Consider the following 16,792-nt stretch of genomic DNA (forward strand, 5'->3'; position numbering starts at 1 on the left):
ATAGGGCGATTTTATACCCTAGACTCTGTGCTAAAATTATTATATGAAATCAACAGAAAAGCTTCACAAAGCGCAAACAGCGGTGCTTTATACACTTCAATATGCGACACGGGCGCGGTATTCAGAGTTGATGCGTTCCGCAAAGATGGAGAGCGATATATTCAAGTTTCATATCCATAAGCTGGTAAGGCTAGGCTATATCCTGAAAGCTGATGACGGGCTGTATGAATTGACTACCGAAGGTAAGGCTTTTGCAAGTCGTCTGGATAAGGGCACTGGGCGTGAAATTGAGCAGCCCAAATCATCAATGCTTATGGTGGTGCGATGCGGAAAATATGTTCTTGCTCACCGACGCGATCGAGAGCCGTTTAACGGTTACTGGGGTATTGCGAGCGCTCCAGTACTTCGAGGCGTACCACTAGCTGAGTCGGCTGCCCGTGAACTCAAAAAGCAGACTGGAATTGACGCAAAGTTTCGCGTTGCTGGCTCATACCGCGTGATTGACGTTAATCATCGAAATACTGTTCTTGAAGACAAGATATTTGCCCTCATGATAGCTGAACTAGATCGACCAGTTACGCCCTGTGAGTGGTCTGGAGGTTATAGTGAGTGGATGTCTCTTGAAAAACTTCTACGAAAAGATCGTCTTTTTGCTATTACGCCATCAATTTTTGAGATGATTTCGATCGGGATTCCGTTTCGCGAGGACGTGTGTGTCTACTCAAACGATGAATACTAGCGAAATGTGAGAATGTGTGGCGAATGATTGTAGATGAGGGATCGCACCTGTTTGTCTTCTAGTTGAATAAGGTGTGTGTGCTGGTGCGGAATAGATTTTGTTACCTGTTTGTCTGAACGCGAGTATATACTGTTGCCCTCTTTTTCAAATTTTGAAATCAGCGCGATATACTCTTGGGATTCTTCGGGCGTGAACTCGCTGATCGACACTACGTGCCGTTTTGGTACGATCATTGAATGTTCGCGGACGCAGTAGCCGTCCCAGGTCGCATAGCCGAATTTATTGATTACATGCCAAAACAACGAATACTCTTTGATGAGCACGTCTGATGAGTCATTGAAATTGCAGAAATCACAGTCTATGTTTTTGTTTCGACGGTAGTTTACGTAATCACGTTCCGCTTTGCGTGTTCGATTTATTGGGCCAAAACTAAAAAGGGGTCGTTTCACTATATAAATAATAACAGAGACGAGACTATAATTCTAGTGCTAACGAAGAAATTAAAAACAACCACCTGGGTGGTTGTTTTTTGTGATAGTAAAAGTAGTCGTTAGCCGACTTGGTTTTCTACCTTGATTCCAGGACCCATCGTGGTTGCGATTGCAGTCGACTTGATATAGCTACCCTTTAGGCTTGACGGTTTTTGGCTTTGAAGGCTGGCAAAGAAGGCCGATGCGTTTTCCTTAAGCTTGTCCACGCCGAAGCTTACCTTGCCGATTGAAAGATGGATTGTTGCCTGTTTGTCAACTCGGTATTCAACCCTACCGGCTTTTGCCTCAGAAACAGCCTTTACAACATCAGCGGCAACTGTACCACTCTTTGGGTTTGGCATGAGGCCCTTTGGCCCGAGCAGACGCGCGTATTTGCCGAGTTTTGGCATATAAGCTGGAGTTGCAATTAGGATATCAAAGTTTAACTCACCTTTATCGAGGAGTTTTAGGATTTCTTCATCTCCTGCGATATCTGCGCCAGCTTTTACGGCTTTTGCGGTCTCGGCTTCTGGGGCAAACACTGCAACCCGGATATCCTTACCCGTGCCGTTTGGCAGTGCTACGGTCGCGCGGATATTTTGGTCGGCCTGACGGGGATCGACACCGAGGCGAACGTGTACCTCAACGCTAGCATCAAATTTTGCTGGATTTGTTTCAATAGCAAGTGCCAATGCGTCAGCAAGGTTATATACCTTTGTGCTGTCAATTTTCTCGGCAACTTTGCGGTAGTTCTTGCCGCGACGTTCAATCAGTGGACGAACTTTTGGTGCGGGACCTTTTTTCTCATGCGCAACTGCGTCACCTTGCGGGGTGGTATCACCGGCCTCTTTGCGAGCTTCTTTTTTGGCCTTCTCCTCGGCTTCGTCAAGAGATTTTTGAGAACGCTTACCGGCTTTTGCAACGACTGCCTCACGGACTTCGTGTTTTTCGGCCTGAGCGATAGCCTCTTCGATCTCAGCGATAGTATTTTTTTCTGAAACTTCTAGCTTCAGTTCAGCTGCTTTTTCAAGCAGCTCGGCTTTTTTTGCCATAGTAGAATCCTTTCTGTGGTACAAACGGTCGTTAGACCTCCCAACCTTGATGTAAATATCTATGGCATATTACCAGATTTTGGCGGTTTATGCAAGATTTTCTGGTGCACAGAATGATTTTAAAAAGCCAAATTCGTTGATATTTTTACTACGTATTTTCATCTGGTGGCGCTAGCACTAGCGTGTTAATTATTGACCGAAACGCTATCCTGCGATATCATCGACTTTGTGTCTCTTGAAAACCGTAGACAATCTCGGGAGGATTTTCAGGCACAAAATCCACGTGTAATCGAAATTAAACCTAGCCGTGGGGGTTGGTAAATGTAAGAGTCGTACGTCGACTATTCAGTCGATAGACTCGGGAGAAAACATGCGTTTCAACAAGACAGTGACGGTGGTCGCCTTTGCGCTTGCCCTCACCGTATTTGGCGGACACAATGCTTACGCCACAGACACCAAACAAACCCTGGAGCCTGGCAAAGATAGCCAAGCTCACACAAATACTAACGCTAACACGAAAGTTGATGTGACGGTAAACGCCGGCGACACGCTAACTGCTATTGCCAAGGCGCATCACACGACGGTTGAAGCAGTGATGGCTGAAAACAGTATCACTAACGCAAACCTTGTCGAGCCAGGTCAAGTGATCAAAGTCACGCCTGGCAAAGAACAGCTCATTGACAAGTACGACAAGCTTCAGGCCGCGGCCAGCGCGTTTATGACGCCTCCTGCACCTGCGCCACAGCCGGCTGCGACAAAGGTTGTCGCGCAAACTGCGACGACATACACAACACGTCGTTATTCATCAGCGCCAACCAGTTCAAGTAGCCGATATGTCGGTAACGGTATGTGGTGCACTGACTACGTTCACTCGCGCCGTCCAGATGTTGCTGTCTATGGTAATGCTGGTTATAACTGGATAGGCTCGGCGCAGGCGGCCGGTAAGGCAACTGGTTCAGCGCCCCAGGCGGGAGCAGTAGCTGTAACAAATGGTCACGTTGCTTATGTTGAATCAGTTAATCCAGACGGTACATATGTCGTTTCTGAGATGGGCTGGAATTATAAGCGAGGAAGCTACAACAAGCGAACTGTTAGCCCCGGTACATTTGGTAAGTTTATCTACTAGTAATAAAAACACCGCAACCTCTGCGGTGTTTTTGATAGAGCTACGAAAAACGCCCTCTAGTTGTCTAGGGGGCTTTTCGTCCTGTTTGGCTCCTATTAGCAGACGCTTAGGAGCGTCCAGACGCCACTGTGATGACGTAAACAAAAGCTTTGTTCGCCATCGCTCATCGTGACAGTACTACTCACTCGCTCACCACGTCGTGCGACGACTCGGATACCGCGATCAATAAATTGATAGGTTCGACCACCCCATTCCATGCGTTTTGGGATTGCCTCCATATCTTGACCGAAGTCGATTGCGGTGATAGAAACAGGACTGTTAATTTGGTTGGTTATCATAGCATACTCTCCTATGGTGTAGCTCGCCTCTTGTATTGACATTTGGCTTGCTAGTTTATTTTTTGATTTAAAGTGGTGGAGTATGAACGACTATGGCCGCGGTCCTGCCCCACTTTATGCAGAGTACAGCGTATGCCAGAGGTCGTGATTTCAGAGGTTCTGGTTACTCCCAGAGCCTAGTGCGTTAGATGGCTTGGCTGTGGAAACCAGCAAATTGGAGTACAACTATAACCTATATCTATGATACCGTGGCGTATCGGTAGCTGGTCAAGTCTAGAAATCTTTGTGAAATGTCGTGAAAAATAGATAAAAGACGTATCTATTGATAATCACCGCCACTTATACCAAAGTACTTTTCCATGGTTTCGACACCTTTTGCTTTCATATCTTTGGCAACGGCGACGCCGACATAGCGCCAATGCCATGACTCTGGACTGTAGCCAGTTATGCTGGTCATTCCGTCGGGATATCGTCGAATAAAGCCATAGTCAGCCGCATGTTGAGTGAGCCAGGTGTATTGGGCGGTTGAGCCGAAACACTCGAGGTAGCATGAGCCTACTTTCAGATCGACAACTAAGCCTGTCTGATGCTCGCTGTAGCCTGGTCGTGCTGATATTGTATCGGCGGCCGCCTGACTGCCGTTGGCATTGACCCAGTATCGATAGGTGGATTGTTGGTCGGCGTAGGAACGATAGGCGCTTGATATATCGATTTGTAAGCCTTCGGCTTGGGCGGCGTTCATCAAGGCCTGTAGTTGGCTGGCAGCCTCGCGGCGAAGAGGATAGCCTTTGATAGTTACTAGGTCAGTTGGCGCCCAGTCTATCGGTGAGAAACAGTGTTTTTTATTGAGGACAGCGGTTATCGATGATGGATTTGTAACGTCACATTTAGGAGTTGCTGGTGCGGTTCCCGCTGGCTTGGTGGCTGCTTTTTTCTTGGCTTCGGCGGCATCCTTCTCTGCCTTTGCTCGAGCCTCTGCTTCAGCTCGTTGGGCGGCAAGTTTCTTTTCTTTTACTACAGCCTTAGCCCGTTCATCGATTGCTGTCAGTTCTTTTTGTAGTGCGACCTTGCGTGATTCTGATGTCACTCTCTCGCGGTGATCGGTAATAACTACAAATAGTACGGAGGCGATAATTAGAGTAGGTATACAAATTACCAAGATAAGATGTCGACGCAAGAAGTGGGGTTTCTTGATTTTGTTGACCTGATTGACTGGTCGCTCGGTAGGCTCCTCCATAGCTCTAGTATAAAGCATAATTATAATTAACAAGGATCTTTTTACTGTGCCCTGTACGACCTTGCTAATATCCTTGTACTGTAAAACTCTCCAGATGATATTGCTAGGGTCAACAGTTTTCTAGAGGTGAATTCGTCGCCTGTTTAGCGATCGCATCACCCAAAACGTTGCCATATCGAGCCGCCGCCGTGTGGTCATTTGGCACGCTCTGTCTGTTGAACCGATGTACAATCCCGTGCATCAAGTCTGTGCCATTCCAAAACGTCTGAGCTACCACATTATTGACGAAACGAGGGCATCCTGATGAAACTCGCCAAGCGTACTGTGCCAGTGCGTGTGTCCACATATAGTAATTGTCACCAGCTGGGTCCTGTGGGCCGTTTTCACGTGTTTTGTGCGCCTTGATTGTTCTGCGCCAAGCAAGCATCGTATCGAGTCGCCGCTGCCTGTCGGTAATTTCGTTTGGCAGTAGCGTACTGTCGAGCCAGCGCGCATATTGGCGCGATGACGCCCAAAGCAACATCAATGAATCATCAACTCGCTCAGTTAGTGACAGCGCGGCGTCTAGCTGCTCAGTTGCGTCTAGCGGGCCCGAGACGCCGTACCGCTGTTCGTATTCCATCCGGAGCGCTTCAGTTTGAGTGAAGCTCGGCGTGCCCACTATGTCATCTGGACCGACCCCAGAATGGTCAGTAAATTGCATTAGCGCAGCGCTTAAGTTCAGCATCGCAACCGCACCAAGTACTCGTGGCGTATCGCGATATCCCGCTAGTCTCTCGCGTACATTTGGCAAAGCCTCTTCAACTGCCGGCATTAGCGGCTGTTCGGTAGCCTCGGCTGCGAGCTCGGCCTCTACGTGTAGTTTTTCGTGAGGTGGAGTTATCAACAGTGTAATTACGGACCTCGCGAGTTTGTCTCCTGCTCTGATCGCAGCGTACCGCTCGTTTTGTCTCTTTTTTTCTTCCACCGTGTTATAATATCATATATAATGAAAAAGACAAATAGTCAAATTTCCTTCCGTCGCTTTGCTCTACCTACGCAGCAACATTTTTGGCTGACCCTAACCGGTTGTCTACGAGCGATCCATACCGTTATCTGGACTCCACCGCATGAAGATCGCGTCATTCATCGTAGTGTCAGCCAACAACTTATGGATACGCAAATACCGCTAAATCCTCCACTGGATGAAACTGTTAAGTCAATTGAGTCTCTTTTACCAACAGATTTCGTCGTTCCAAGAATCACCGTCAGAGAGAGACTTGGGTTGTTCGCTGCGCTGATGCAGTTTACCATGTATCTTCCGACTATCCAGCCATATTTCCGCGCCAAACAAGCCGACATTGATACGTTGCATGACAAAATCATTAAAGATGCGCGTACGCATCATCGTCCAGTTAATCTTGTCGAGCAATTTCACCACGCTATGCAGGTTGCAGGTGACCCAGTCGAAGCGCTTTGGCTTCTGCTTGTTACAACTCGGCAATATGCTCGCTGGTACGACGGCGAGGCGATCGACGACTTTCGTCCGCTTTCTCACGGTCAGGCGAAGCGTGCCATGAAGACTTGGTATCGGTCAGTTGCGGCCCTCAAGTATCACGATGGACAACATCCCCAAGATAGTGCTGGCGACACATACTATGTGTGGACACACGCCATGGCAAAGCTCATCTTTGGGCCTATGTCATCGCGTGTTGCAGTTGACGCCTATGCCTATCGCGCCGCTCTTCATGTCGGTACCTGGCTCAACCACAACATTGCGCACCGCATCTCGCCACAATCCGTTGCCAGTGACCACAGTATCGCTGCACAGTATGGCAATGTGATCGGCGCGCACATTGCTAGACGAGCAAGGCGACGATAAGAGTCCTATATATACAGCTACAATCATCAAAAGTTTTGTAGTGCAATTTTGTGTGACCCTGGTTCTATTCTCTCGGTGATTAGCAATAACTATAATTAGCGAGAATCTTTCATCAAGCTGGACGTGCTCGCCTTTTATTCCTGACTGCTTTATAATTATTTGGCAATAAGTCACGCTATAAGGAGGCAATGTGAGGAGAGTAGGAAACGAAAAAGATCTAAAGGCTGTTTTGGAGCAGGGTGACTATACGCAGGAAGCGCCTCTTGGTATATCAAAGGCCCTCGGGCGGCTTGTGTGTGAGAGGGACATTACAGAGGAGGCGGCCACCAGTCTACTTTGTGATGCGGTTGAGAAGGGCGAGCTTGGTATTAATAGCGCTTGCGAGATATATCCATTATTTAAGTCCGAAGATCAGGGCTATGAAGAAAGTCTAGAGATTTAAGTCTCTAGACTATTTGAATGGCTTTTAAAGATAATGATAGTGGTCGGGGTGACTGGATTTGAACCAGCGACCTCACCGTCCCGAACGGTGCGCGCTACCAAACTGCGCCACACCCCGACATAAGTACATATTTTACTCGTCGTTTTCGATAAAGGCAATTAGCCTACGATCTAAAAAGAGCCTCGTATTAAGAGGCTCTTTTTTGAAATTTGAACTAGTTTATGATTAGTCGACAACTTCGACACCCATACTGCGGGCGCTACCAGCGACAACCTTGACAGCTCCTTCAAGATCAATTGCGTTTAGTTGACCCATTTTTGATTTGGCGATTTCCTCAAGTTGAGCGCGAGTAATCTTGCCTACTTTGTCGGTGTGAGGTTTTGCGCTACCCTTTTGGATGCCGATTGCTGCGCGAATCATATCGTCGACTGGCTGGCCGAGGCTTTCCCATGTGAACGTGCGGTCTTCGTAAACTTTGATGTGTACAATTACATCTTTGCCCATGTCACCTTTGGTGGCGTCGTTGAATGGGTTGATGAAGTCCATCATATTAAGTCCCCATTGACCAAGCGTTGAGCCAACTGGAGGCCCAGCGGTTGCACGACCGGCAGGGATGCGGAGTTTCAAGTTGCCGATAACTTTTTTTGCCATAATAAAAGATTCCTTTTGATACTATTTACTGCGTTGTTTGAAGCATTTGCAGTGCGTAACAGTGGTAAATTATACGCTATTCCTCTGATTGTTGCAAGCGCTTTTGTAGTACGGATATAGCAGTCGAAAAGTCGTTGCCATGCTGTTCTTCTTGAAACAGCGTGTATGCACTTAAGAATGGGTGTGATAATGTCAGTTCACTAGCATAGGCTCCTAGTTTAGTGTAAAACTGACGTTGTAGCGCCTCAGGAGCTGATTCTAGCTGAATGAGACGGCCATAGGTGTCGCTTAAGGTCTGTGATGGCTGTATGACTTCTTTTGCCGCGGCAGCACTGACTTCATCAATGATCGCCTCTGAAGGGTTTGGCAGCGAGAAGTCTTGGTCGACGGCCTCAGGAAATAGGGCGATGATTGTTAGGGCGTCAATTGCCCATTCCGCCTCGCCTGTTCTTTCAAAACTCTCAAACCTATCGTCTAACAACTCCTCTATAGCGGTCTGTCCGATATAGAGGCGAGTTTTTTCTGAAACACGTAGAGTCTCGTCTATGAAACCGCCGTTTTCAAGAACATGATTTTCTCTGTCGCCGTATACCGAAACGTTGTACGCCACAAACGGTTGACCGATGTTTGCATCGACTAGATATTGTGTGTGATTTCGATGAGGAAACTCCATTACTCGAATTATAACATAAATACTACAAAAATGCAATACTCTATATAAATTAAAAAGACCCTCCAATGAGGGTTTCAGTGTGGTTTAGTTGTGCCGAGGCAGACGAATGTTCGTCCGCCTCGGCAAGTGCTATCGTAGCAGTTGGGAGGAACCCCCTCTTGGGGGTTCGTGGTCCTCTCTTGCGGTATACATTACCGCAAGCAGAAGAACTGTTAGTGGAATCGCAAAAAAAACAAATAGCTCCACCTCGTTTTTACCCTTTCTGTATAGCGCTACCACGGCGTAGAGGGCTACACCACATTTTATATTTATAACAGTAGTTATTGATTTAGTCAATAATACCAAAAACGAAGATAGTGATTATCTCCGTTTTTGCGGGGTTGCTATGATATGTATTCTTGAAGCTAGACTTTCTTTACCTGGAGGGCGTCCAGCTCGACAGGTGTATCACGACCAAACATACTGACCATGACTTTAAGCTTACCCTTGGCGGTATCAATTTCAGACACCGAGCCGTCAAAGCCTTTGAATGGTCCGTCGGTGATACTGACGACTTCGCCAATTTCAAAGTCGATCTGATGTTTCGGATCCTCGACGCCCATACGTTTCTTGATCTTAGCAATTTCGCTATCAGAGACAGGGGTTGGTTCTGTACCGCTGCCGACAAATCCAGTTACACCTGGCGTGTTGCGGACGATGTACCAGGTCTCGTCGGTGAGTTTCATCTCGACCAGTACATAGCCCTGGAATATCTTTGCCTCAACTACCTTGCGTTTGCCGTTTTTGATCTGAATTTGCTTTTCTTTTGGCACCATGGCGTCAAAGATTTTGTCTGCCATGTCGACGGCTTGGATGCGCTGTCGGATAGAGTCGGCAACTTTTTCTTCATAGCCTGAGTAGGTGTGGATAGCGTACCACTGGCGGGTGCTGTCGTAGCGATTTGTTTTTGCCATAATAAATTAAGTTTCCTTTACTGTGGTTATTTGCTCATGATGAGCTTAAATAATTCTGAAAATCCATAATCCATAACTAGGATGAGGATGACGAAAAATAGCGTAAACACGAGTAGCGCGCCGGTCATGCCCCATGTGCTACGTCGGTCGGGCCAGCGGACCTGCTGTAGCTCGCGCCACGAACCTTTTATGTAGCGTCCAAATGCAACCAGTGGATTGCGAGTTTGCGACTTGGTTGATGACTCTATCGCTATGCTCTCATTCTTGGGTTTTGTTGACCCAGATTGGGCTGGTTTTTTGATGGATTTTTTAGTTGCTGGTGCTGGTTTTTTTGCTTTTGAGGCGCTATCAGAGGCGCTGATGCGCGTGATCTTTGTACCTGATTTTGATGCTGATGGTTTCGCCACGATAAGTGATTCTCCCAAATTTAAAAGTCTGCTTGGTTGCAGACTGTCAAGTCTATACTAGCTGTTTATGGTCAATGTGTCAAGCGAGGAGGGTTTACTTTGCCTCCAACGAGAAGCCAAAAGTAGAGCCATGATTGAGGCGACTCGAGAGCTCTATCTGGGTGTCAAGTTTCTTGGCTAGCTTGGCAGAGACATACAGCCCGAGGCCCGTACCGCCAGTCTCTCGAGTACGGTAATCTTCGCTACGCCAAAATTTGTCATAGATGTGTTTTTGATCGGATTTGCTGATGCCAATTCCTGAGTCATGGATGTTGAATTGCAGTCTGCCGTCTCGTTTTTTGACCTCTACAGTTACTTCGCCCTTTTTAGTATATTTGATGGCGTTTGTTACGAGGTTTTGTAGAAGCTCTTTGAGATAAAGGCGGCTAGCCATCACCGAGCCGAGCTGAGGTGAAAGATCGAGGTTGAAGCGTAGGCCCTTTGCTTCGGCTTCCGGTGCATATTCGTTATAGAGACTGTGGATTAATTCACTTATATTTATCTCCTCTACCGTGTCGCCAACGCCTCGCTCGGCGCGGCTCAGCGTACTTAGGTCATTTACCATCTTGGCTAGGAAAAGTACTTGATCGTGAGAAGCTTTGATGCTGGCAGATAAGGTTGATTTGGGAATATCATCTCGGTCCATCATGAGCTGAACGTTGCTTAGCGACCCTTCGGCGATCGTGATTGGTGTGCGTAGCTCGTGGCTTACGACCGAAATGAACTCATCACGCTCTTCCTCGAGAGATTTTTGCTTGGTGATATCACGAAGGATTACAACATAGCCGTCGCTCATACCTTGATTATGACTATTTGTGCTGTGAATTGGTGAATAAATGACGCTTAAGTGAATGGTTTCGTCAGAAATTGTAGTACTTAAATCTTCTCGGGTTTCGACACTGCGAGCGGCACGAAAGGCTTTTGAGAATCGAAATAGTTTATTGTTCTTGTCGATTAGACGGATGACACTGTCGATTGGTTGTCCAGCTAACTCACGGTTGGTATCTAGTAGATTTAGACTGGCGGCATTGTAGACTTGTATGATGCCGTCCTTGTCTGTACTGAGGATGCCATCAGCTAGGTTGTTGACAATTGTCAAGATTCGGTCGCGCTGAAGCAGTTCTTGAGCCTGAGACCTGGAGAGTTCTCTCCTGTCAACTTCGCCCGATGCGGTTACGATGCCAGCTATACTTCCTACCAAAATTGTGCCTAGGAAATATAGACCCGAACGGATAATGTATTCGGCGTTATGAATGTGTAGGGCGCAGTCGATAACTGTAACCCCAAATAGTACAAATATGCTTAGATTGAGTCCTCTTCTACCAAAATAGGCGTATGACGCCAGGAATAGGACGATCCAGGCGCCAGTGAGTGGCATGTCTAGTCCCGTAACCGCCAAAATGTGTAGCGAGGCTAGCACATGATATGCAATGATGCGGATTATTGATTCAACCCGCGAGCGTGACGGCACAAAGAACTGATAGATGCTAAGTGCAATCCAGAGTATCCCAATGATGGCAAACAGTAAGTGGTTAAAGTGGTGATTGTTTTTGATGACATCAAAGACAATCAGGGCGCCGTACAAGAGGAGCGTTATAGGAACGACCAGACCAGCAATATGAACAATCCGCTCTACGTAAGCGTTTGTCCCCCGAGCGCCACCCTTTCTCTGTTTCATTGTCTCTCATTATAATCTTAAGCAGAAAGAAATCAAAGGCTAAATTATACGGTCGGGGTTTCGCGCTTGATTCGCTGTCGGTGGGTTCTATAGTGGGGGTCGTAGCGGCCCACCTCTGTCCAAAACGCCGTCGAGTGGTTCATGTGTCTGGTGTGGCATAGTTCATGGATCAAAACATAATCTATCAACTCGGGCGCAAGCTTCATCAGTGCGATATTTAGGCTGATTGTGCCGCTACTGCTGCAACTTCCCCAGCGACTACTCGCATGACTAAATCTAACTCGCTCATAGTGAAAGTCGTGCCTGGTCGCTAGTTCTTTGAGCCGTGATGGTAGATAAGCCTTCGCCTCCTTGCGAAGGATAGCAATAGCGCTATTTCGAATTTTTTGTTGCACCTGTGTATCCTCGAGCGCGAAGCCTGGTGGCAAATAGACTAGCAAGCGATTGCGCTGGACCTTGGTGGCTGGCTCTTTGACCATCTGTGTCGGCACAACGGCTAAGGTGTGATGCCGACCGACTAGTTGACCGTCGACGTACGGATTTTCTATAGAGGTGTGTGATGCCAATTTACGCAATTCTTCGCGCGACGAATTAACGACTTGCTTAATGAAAAATATCGGTGTGTAGGTGGGCGCAGTGGCGATATATCGACCATCTGTGCCGACGCGGATTCTAACCGCTCGTGAGCCTTTGCGCTTTTGAATCCGGATTTCTCCAAACTCTGGATCATCAAAGCTGGTCATAAAATTAGCGAATCATGATCGAACGTCCACCGCCAGATAATGGACGGTCTGTTTGTAATGATTCGGTTGGGCGATTATCTTTGCTTAGACGTCCGAGAACGACTTTTGCCTGGCTGGCGTAGGTGTGTCGACCACTGATTACTACTGGTTTTTCGTGTGGGTGCGGAGGGCTAAATTTACGAACAGCATCGGCAAATTGATCGCGGGTGAGAGTTTTTGCTCTCAATGAACGACCGAGTGAAGTGGTCTGGTCGGCTTGAACCCAGATGAGCATCGGCTGGTAGCCTTTATCCCTTGCCCATCTAGCAAACTCGGTGCGTCGTGCGCGACTGTCACTATTACCTTCAAATATAAACGTTTGACCGGTTTTTATGATTTCTGCAAGCATCATCGCGACCAGGTCGCTAGCAGCAGCGGCATCAGACGCTTTTGATTCGATCGCTAAGCTATCGATATAGGGCGCATTGAACATTTCAGCAAATTGGCTTGCAAAAAAGCTTTTGCCGCTTCCTGGGAGTCCCACCATCATAATCGCATGCGGCCGCGTCAGATGTAACGATTTCATAGGCTGATTATATCAAAAAAGATGACAATTTTTTCTCAGGTTTCGTTTAATACCTACTTTTGGAGGCAATTAACAGAGGTAGAACAAAAATAACCATAAGTACCATATACTACTCATGCATATTGACATAATGTAAATAACTTGCTATAATGTAAACCATAAACACGGAAAAGCCGTGTAAAAAATGTGAGCTTTAGAGGAGGCATACATGAATAAACTAAGGAATATTATCATAGGAGTTGCAGTTGCAGCTGCAGCATTTGCGGGGATCAACTACCTCGCAGGAGACCGTGCCGATGCGGTCAATCCAAGTGCGCGTGACTGTAATCGTAACTCAATAATTTACTGTGGTGCAATTACGCCTCAGGAGTTGAAGTCAAAATATAACGCCAACAAAACTGGTGACCTACCTGCTATATTTAGTCACTATGGAGTTAGTTCTTCACAGATTAATGGAATGGCTCAAAAGCAGGGTTATGTTAACCGAAAAGGTGAAGTCTGGTACGACGGTCGACTCGTTGCTACAAATGGTGTAACTGTTGGTCGTCAGTATTTCTCAGGCGACACAAAGGTTAATATCGGCGGCAAGACGCTCTACCAGCGTCGTGCAGGCTCGGCTATGCGCACCGACGGTATCGCTGTGCACATTTGGTTTGACTCAAATGGCCAATTTGTCTCAGCAGTTTACTACTCATGTGGTAACCCGCTGGTAGCGACACCAGTACCTGTTCCGCCAAAGCCAGTCTATAAGTGTAACTCGCTATCTGCTACTAAAGTAAGCCGAACAGAGTACCGCTTCACTACTGACGCAAGTGCGGCAAATGGCGCATCTATCAAAGACTACGTATACTCATTTGGTGATGGCACTAGTGCAACTGGCGGTTCAAGTGTGACGCACAACTATGACAAGCCTGGTACTTACAAAGTATCTGCACAGGTTCGTGTCAACGTAAATGGTCAGCTTGTAACAGCGCCTGGTACATGTGTAACTGAAGTCACTGTCGTTCAGGAGCTCAAGCCTGGTATCGACATCGTCAAGACCGTAAACAACAAAAAGCACGACAAGGTTGCCGTTGGTGAGCAGTTCACTTACGAAATTGTCGTTAAAAATACTGGTAACGTAGCTCTAAAGGATGCAGTCGTTACTGACAAGGCGCCAGCTGAGGTAACGCTTGTCTCAGCAGATGCTGGCAAGATTGCTAATAACGTTTGGACTCATACGATTCCTGAACTAAAGGTTGGTGAGTCGATGCGATTCACGCTTACAGCTAAGTATATGAAGTACTCATCTGGTACTCACAAAAACTCAGTATGTGTTGATACGCCAACCGTACCTGGCACCCCAGATGATTGTGATGACGCGACTACTGAGACCAAAGAGCGAATTAAGGTCTGTGATCTCCGAGACAACACGATCAAGACCATCGAACGTAGCGAATACGACGAGTCGCACATGACAACTGATATCGCGCGATGTGGTGACATCCAGGTCTGTGTCATAAGTACAAAAGAGATCAAGAAGATTGCTAAAAAAGACTACGATGAAAATACTATGACAACCGATATGAGCAAATGTGCTGAGGTACCTCCAACACCAGTCAAAGAGTTGCCGCACACTGGTCTCACGGACACTATGAGTGTAATCGGTATCGGTGGTCTCGTCGGTGTCGGTGCAGCCTACATGGCAAGTCGCCGTAACCTACGGTAAAAGTCTACAGTCAAATCCTCTAACGAATAGCCCTGCATAGTCTGCGGGGCTATTTTGTAATATTGACAAAATATTTATCATAATGCATAATATATAATGTTGCACGATGAGAGATGTCGTGCAAGTAGCTACTAACCTAGGAGTGTAAGTGTCTCGTCGTTTCTTCGGCCTCTTGAGCATTGTTTTGGCTGTGCTGATGACAATTTTGCTGTCATCGTGTGCAGCCATCAGTATGTCCTCGGAGGAATTTTCGCGGGCTATCAGAGGCGTGTCGGGTACGGTATCCACCTACAATGAATCGTCACGGCTGATTGATAGAGTGTCCGGGACGTCATTCAGGTTTTCGAGAGACCAGACTTTTGACTCAAAGTCTAGGGATGGAGAGTCAAACAAAGACTCATCCGTCCTACTGATCAGCTTGGGTGATAATCATATCACCCATGTTGGCTCGACGCTGATATTTGCCCAAGATGGTATAGTTGATGTCTCGAGCAGTCTGCCGAATGAGGTTCGGTTTTCTAACACTGAGCCAGGCGCTCCGTGGCTTAATGATATCAGGTACCGCTATGGTAACCTGTGGCAAGGCAAAGCACGCACCATCATGGTGCGCAGTCAGGATGGGACGCCATTGGCCGTTTTTGCCGGGGATCATGTCGAGACCTTTTCGACTGACATCCCTAAATCAACGGCTTTTCGTATTGATGGTAGGTATCTACTTATATATCGAGCGGACTATACCGTATACGATACGGAGCTGCTAGGGTAGCAGGGTCTAAAAGCTGGAGTCTGTTCCCTCTAAGAGGGTTCGGGCTCCGGCTTTATTCATTTTGGCGAAGAAACTATTTTTAGGTTTGTAATAAAAAAGTCCAGCTAGTGGACTTTTTATACATGCTCCTCTGGCAGGGGAGACAGGACTTGAACCTGCGACACCCGGTTTTGGAGACCGGTGCTCTACCAACTGAGCTACTCCCCTGTACTTCTCGCATACCAGAGTATTATACCAGATTTTATGATAAAACTGCTACTTTTGCTCGTCTTCGGGCTTGACTAAGACAGCGCGCTTGAAGTGACGGTCAGCTCCTTCGTCGGCGTAGCGTGACATTGGCGGAAGTGCGAGGAGTTTTTCGGAGCCTACTTTGCCGTCGTCGAGATCGATGCAGGCTTCGACAAAGAACTTTTCGATCAGCCACTCACGACCAGGTGCGGTTTGTCCTAGGACGGTGATTCGCCAACGATCTTTTCCCCACTCCTCAGTGCGGATAATTCGTAGTGGTTTGGCGAGCATGGTTTTGCCTTTTGGAATAGCGGAGATGATTTTATTGATCGCTTTTTCGCCGGCCTCTTTGTCGCGGACAAATACGTCAACGGCTAATGTTCGAACACCCTTTGGTACTACGTGGACACCAGTGATGTTCTGGTTGTGTACCCAGATGATCTCACCGTTGAGTGCGCGTATTCGGGTGGAGCGAAGGGTAAATCGCTCGACGACGCCAGCTACATCCCAGTATGGTTCAATTTTGATGAAGTCACCAATCTTGTACCAACCTTCAGTTATCATAGTCGAACCAGCGGTTAGATCGCGCAAAATGATACCGATCGTCTGACCAGCGATGACGATAAAGAATGCGCTAGCCCCAATTGCGGCCACGCTATTTGCCGCCGCACTGTTTGAAGAGAACGGACTAAGTGCTCTCCAGGCGACGAAGCCGACAACGGCAACAACCAGAGCACGGACGATTGCAACTGTGATACTAAGATAAGTTTCGGTCTGGCGTAGGCGCATCACACGGGCATCGTCTGATTCGTTGTCACTACGACGCCCAACCTTTTGAGCGATATAGATAATTCCTTTTGCAAGAAAACGGCTAAGCCAATAGGCTATGATCAGTGAGGCGATCAGGATTAAGATAGAGCGGAATGCGTTTGGCTCTATGAATAGATGATGCATATCATCTAAAAATGCTTGGGGGTGTTTAATTGTATTACTCACGCTCAGTATTGTAGCAGTTTGCAGGTCTCTCTACTATATTCTAAGAGCGACTTTTTTCGTTAAATGTATTTAATCGGTTGCAAAACGCTTATGGAGAGGCGTATACTAGTTGTGGATATG

At 47.2% G+C, this 16,792-nt stretch carries 19 protein-coding genes and 2 tRNA genes; 6 read left to right on the forward strand and 15 right to left on the reverse strand.

The window, feature by feature from the left end:
• Positions 1–43 precede the first annotated feature (43 nt).
• The gene (locus GWK75_02105) at positions 44–739 is read left to right on the forward strand and encodes a hypothetical protein (protein QHU91244.1); all 696 of its coding nucleotides are present in this window, start codon (positions 44–46) and stop codon (positions 737–739) included.
• Here GWK75_02105 and GWK75_02110 read toward each other — a convergent pair.
• Both GWK75_02110 and rplA read right to left on the reverse strand, forming a co-directional pair.
• Complete coding sequence (locus tag GWK75_02110) at positions 736–1,188, reverse strand: hypothetical protein (protein ID QHU91245.1); 453 nt, start codon at positions 1,186–1,188, stop codon at positions 736–738. The genes GWK75_02105 and GWK75_02110 overlap by 4 nt on opposite strands.
• A 101-nt stretch (positions 1,189–1,289) precedes the next feature.
• Positions 1,290–1,979 carry a 50S ribosomal protein L1 gene (gene rplA, locus GWK75_02115; GenBank protein ID QHU91708.1) on the reverse strand — a complete coding sequence of 230 codons (690 nt, stop codon included), beginning with the start codon at positions 1,977–1,979 and terminating at the stop codon, positions 1,290–1,292.
• Between the two features lie 652 nt (positions 1,980–2,631).
• On the opposite strand from rplA, the gene GWK75_02120 reads away from it, so the two are divergent.
• Positions 2,632–3,387 (forward strand): LysM peptidoglycan-binding domain-containing protein, encoded by a 756-nt coding sequence (locus tag GWK75_02120; GenBank protein QHU91246.1) that lies wholly within the window; start codon positions 2,632–2,634, stop codon positions 3,385–3,387.
• 95 nt (positions 3,388–3,482) lie between these two features.
• Here the strand turns inward: GWK75_02120 and GWK75_02125 are convergent, their stop codons facing one another.
• The 3 genes from GWK75_02125 to GWK75_02135 form a co-directional block, all read right to left on the reverse strand.
• On the reverse strand, positions 3,483–3,767 hold the full coding sequence (locus tag GWK75_02125; GenBank protein QHU91247.1) for a hypothetical protein: 285 nt from the start codon (positions 3,765–3,767) through the stop codon (positions 3,483–3,485).
• A gap of 277 nt (positions 3,768–4,044) precedes the next feature.
• Positions 4,045–4,962 carry a D-alanyl-D-alanine carboxypeptidase family protein gene (locus tag GWK75_02130; protein ID QHU91248.1) on the reverse strand — a complete coding sequence of 306 codons (918 nt, stop codon included), beginning with the start codon at positions 4,960–4,962 and terminating at the stop codon, positions 4,045–4,047.
• Positions 4,963–5,071: 109 nt separating this feature from the next.
• Positions 5,072–5,929, reverse strand: a complete 858-nt coding sequence (locus tag GWK75_02135; GenBank protein ID QHU91249.1) for a hypothetical protein — start codon at positions 5,927–5,929, stop codon at positions 5,072–5,074.
• 21 nt (positions 5,930–5,950) lie between these two features.
• Here GWK75_02135 and GWK75_02140 point away from each other — a divergent pair, with 21 nt between their 5' ends.
• The gene (locus GWK75_02140) at positions 5,951–6,823 is read left to right on the forward strand and encodes a hypothetical protein (protein ID QHU91250.1); all 873 of its coding nucleotides are present in this window, start codon (positions 5,951–5,953) and stop codon (positions 6,821–6,823) included.
• Positions 6,824–7,013: 190 nt separating this feature from the next.
• Positions 7,014–7,265 carry a hypothetical protein gene (locus GWK75_02145; protein QHU91251.1) on the forward strand — a complete coding sequence of 84 codons (252 nt, stop codon included), beginning with the start codon at positions 7,014–7,016 and terminating at the stop codon, positions 7,263–7,265.
• Positions 7,266–7,305: 40 nt separating this feature from the next.
• Here the strand turns inward: GWK75_02145 and GWK75_02150 are convergent.
• The 8 genes from GWK75_02150 to GWK75_02185 all read right to left on the reverse strand — a co-directional run bounded on the left by GWK75_02150 (position 7,306) and on the right by GWK75_02185 (position 12,974).
• Positions 7,306–7,382 (reverse strand) — tRNA-Pro (locus GWK75_02150).
• A gap of 108 nt (positions 7,383–7,490) precedes the next feature.
• On the reverse strand, positions 7,491–7,916 hold the full coding sequence (gene rplK / locus GWK75_02155) for a 50S ribosomal protein L11 (GenBank protein ID QHU91252.1): 426 nt from the start codon (positions 7,914–7,916) through the stop codon (positions 7,491–7,493).
• Positions 7,917–7,992: 76 nt separating this feature from the next.
• Positions 7,993–8,589, reverse strand: a complete 597-nt coding sequence (locus GWK75_02160) for a hypothetical protein (protein ID QHU91253.1) — start codon at positions 8,587–8,589, stop codon at positions 7,993–7,995.
• Between the two features lie 404 nt (positions 8,590–8,993).
• Entirely contained in the window at positions 8,994–9,542 is a 549-nt protein-coding gene (nusG, locus tag GWK75_02165; GenBank protein QHU91254.1) for a transcription termination/antitermination protein NusG, read from the reverse strand.
• A gap of 26 nt (positions 9,543–9,568) precedes the next feature.
• Positions 9,569–9,949, reverse strand: a complete 381-nt coding sequence (gene secE / locus GWK75_02170) for a preprotein translocase subunit SecE (GenBank protein QHU91255.1) — start codon at positions 9,947–9,949, stop codon at positions 9,569–9,571.
• Positions 9,950–10,043: 94 nt separating this feature from the next.
• Positions 10,044–11,666: a PAS domain-containing protein gene (locus GWK75_02175; protein QHU91256.1), complete on the reverse strand. Its 1,623-nt coding sequence runs from the start codon at positions 11,664–11,666 to the stop codon at positions 10,044–10,046.
• 44 nt (positions 11,667–11,710) lie between these two features.
• Positions 11,711–12,409: a DUF45 domain-containing protein gene (locus GWK75_02180; GenBank protein QHU91257.1), complete on the reverse strand. Its 699-nt coding sequence runs from the start codon at positions 12,407–12,409 to the stop codon at positions 11,711–11,713.
• A gap of 4 nt (positions 12,410–12,413) precedes the next feature.
• A complete protein-coding gene (locus GWK75_02185; GenBank protein QHU91258.1) occupies positions 12,414–12,974 on the reverse strand; it encodes an AAA family ATPase in 561 nt (186 codons plus the stop codon).
• 208 nt (positions 12,975–13,182) lie between these two features.
• Between GWK75_02185 and GWK75_02190 the strand changes: the two genes are divergently transcribed.
• Positions 13,183–14,682 (forward strand): DUF11 domain-containing protein, encoded by a 1,500-nt coding sequence (locus tag GWK75_02190; GenBank protein ID QHU91259.1) that lies wholly within the window; start codon positions 13,183–13,185, stop codon positions 14,680–14,682.
• A gap of 148 nt (positions 14,683–14,830) precedes the next feature.
• Positions 14,831–15,448: a DUF5052 family protein gene (locus GWK75_02195; GenBank protein ID QHU91260.1), complete on the forward strand. Its 618-nt coding sequence runs from the start codon at positions 14,831–14,833 to the stop codon at positions 15,446–15,448.
• 131 nt (positions 15,449–15,579) lie between these two features.
• On the opposite strand, the gene GWK75_02200 is transcribed toward GWK75_02195, so the two are convergent.
• Both GWK75_02200 and GWK75_02205 read right to left on the reverse strand, forming a co-directional pair.
• Positions 15,580–15,655: transfer RNA gene (locus GWK75_02200), tRNA-Trp, on the reverse strand.
• Between the two features lie 48 nt (positions 15,656–15,703).
• Complete coding sequence (locus GWK75_02205; protein ID QHU91261.1) at positions 15,704–16,672, reverse strand: mechanosensitive ion channel; 969 nt, start codon at positions 16,670–16,672, stop codon at positions 15,704–15,706.
• Positions 16,673–16,792: the final 120 nt, after the last annotated feature.

This window comes from Candidatus Saccharibacteria bacterium oral taxon 955, assembly GCA_010202265.1.
In the GTDB taxonomy this organism is placed as follows: domain Bacteria; phylum Patescibacteriota; class Saccharimonadia; order Saccharimonadales; family Saccharimonadaceae; genus Saccharimonas.

Bases quoted from the DNA above. Each gene is read 5' to 3' on its own strand.
- GWK75_02105 (QHU91244.1), top strand. From the start codon at position 44: ATGAAATCAACAGAAAAGCTTCACAAAGCGCAAACAGCGGTGCTTTAT.
- GWK75_02120 (QHU91246.1), top strand. From the start codon at position 2,632: ATGCGTTTCAACAAGACAGTGACGGTGGTCGCCTTTGCGCTTGCCCTC.
- GWK75_02125 (QHU91247.1), bottom strand. From the start codon at position 3,767: ATGTCAATACAAGAGGCGAGCTACACCATAGGAGAGTATGCTATGATA.
- GWK75_02130 (QHU91248.1), bottom strand. From the start codon at position 4,962: ATGGAGGAGCCTACCGAGCGACCAGTCAATCAGGTCAACAAAATCAAG.
- GWK75_02140 (QHU91250.1), top strand. From the start codon at position 5,951: ATGAAAAAGACAAATAGTCAAATTTCCTTCCGTCGCTTTGCTCTACCT.
- rplK (QHU91252.1), bottom strand. From the start codon at position 7,916: ATGGCAAAAAAAGTTATCGGCAACTTGAAACTCCGCATCCCTGCCGGT.
- GWK75_02160 (QHU91253.1), bottom strand. From the start codon at position 8,589: ATGGAGTTTCCTCATCGAAATCACACACAATATCTAGTCGATGCAAAC.
- nusG (QHU91254.1), bottom strand. From the start codon at position 9,542: ATGGCAAAAACAAATCGCTACGACAGCACCCGCCAGTGGTACGCTATC.
- GWK75_02175 (QHU91256.1), bottom strand. From the start codon at position 11,666: ATGAAACAGAGAAAGGGTGGCGCTCGGGGGACAAACGCTTACGTAGAG.
- GWK75_02180 (QHU91257.1), bottom strand. From the start codon at position 12,409: ATGACCAGCTTTGATGATCCAGAGTTTGGAGAAATCCGGATTCAAAAG.
- GWK75_02185 (QHU91258.1), bottom strand. From the start codon at position 12,974: ATGAAATCGTTACATCTGACGCGGCCGCATGCGATTATGATGGTGGGA.
- GWK75_02190 (QHU91259.1), top strand. From the start codon at position 13,183: ATGAATAAACTAAGGAATATTATCATAGGAGTTGCAGTTGCAGCTGCA.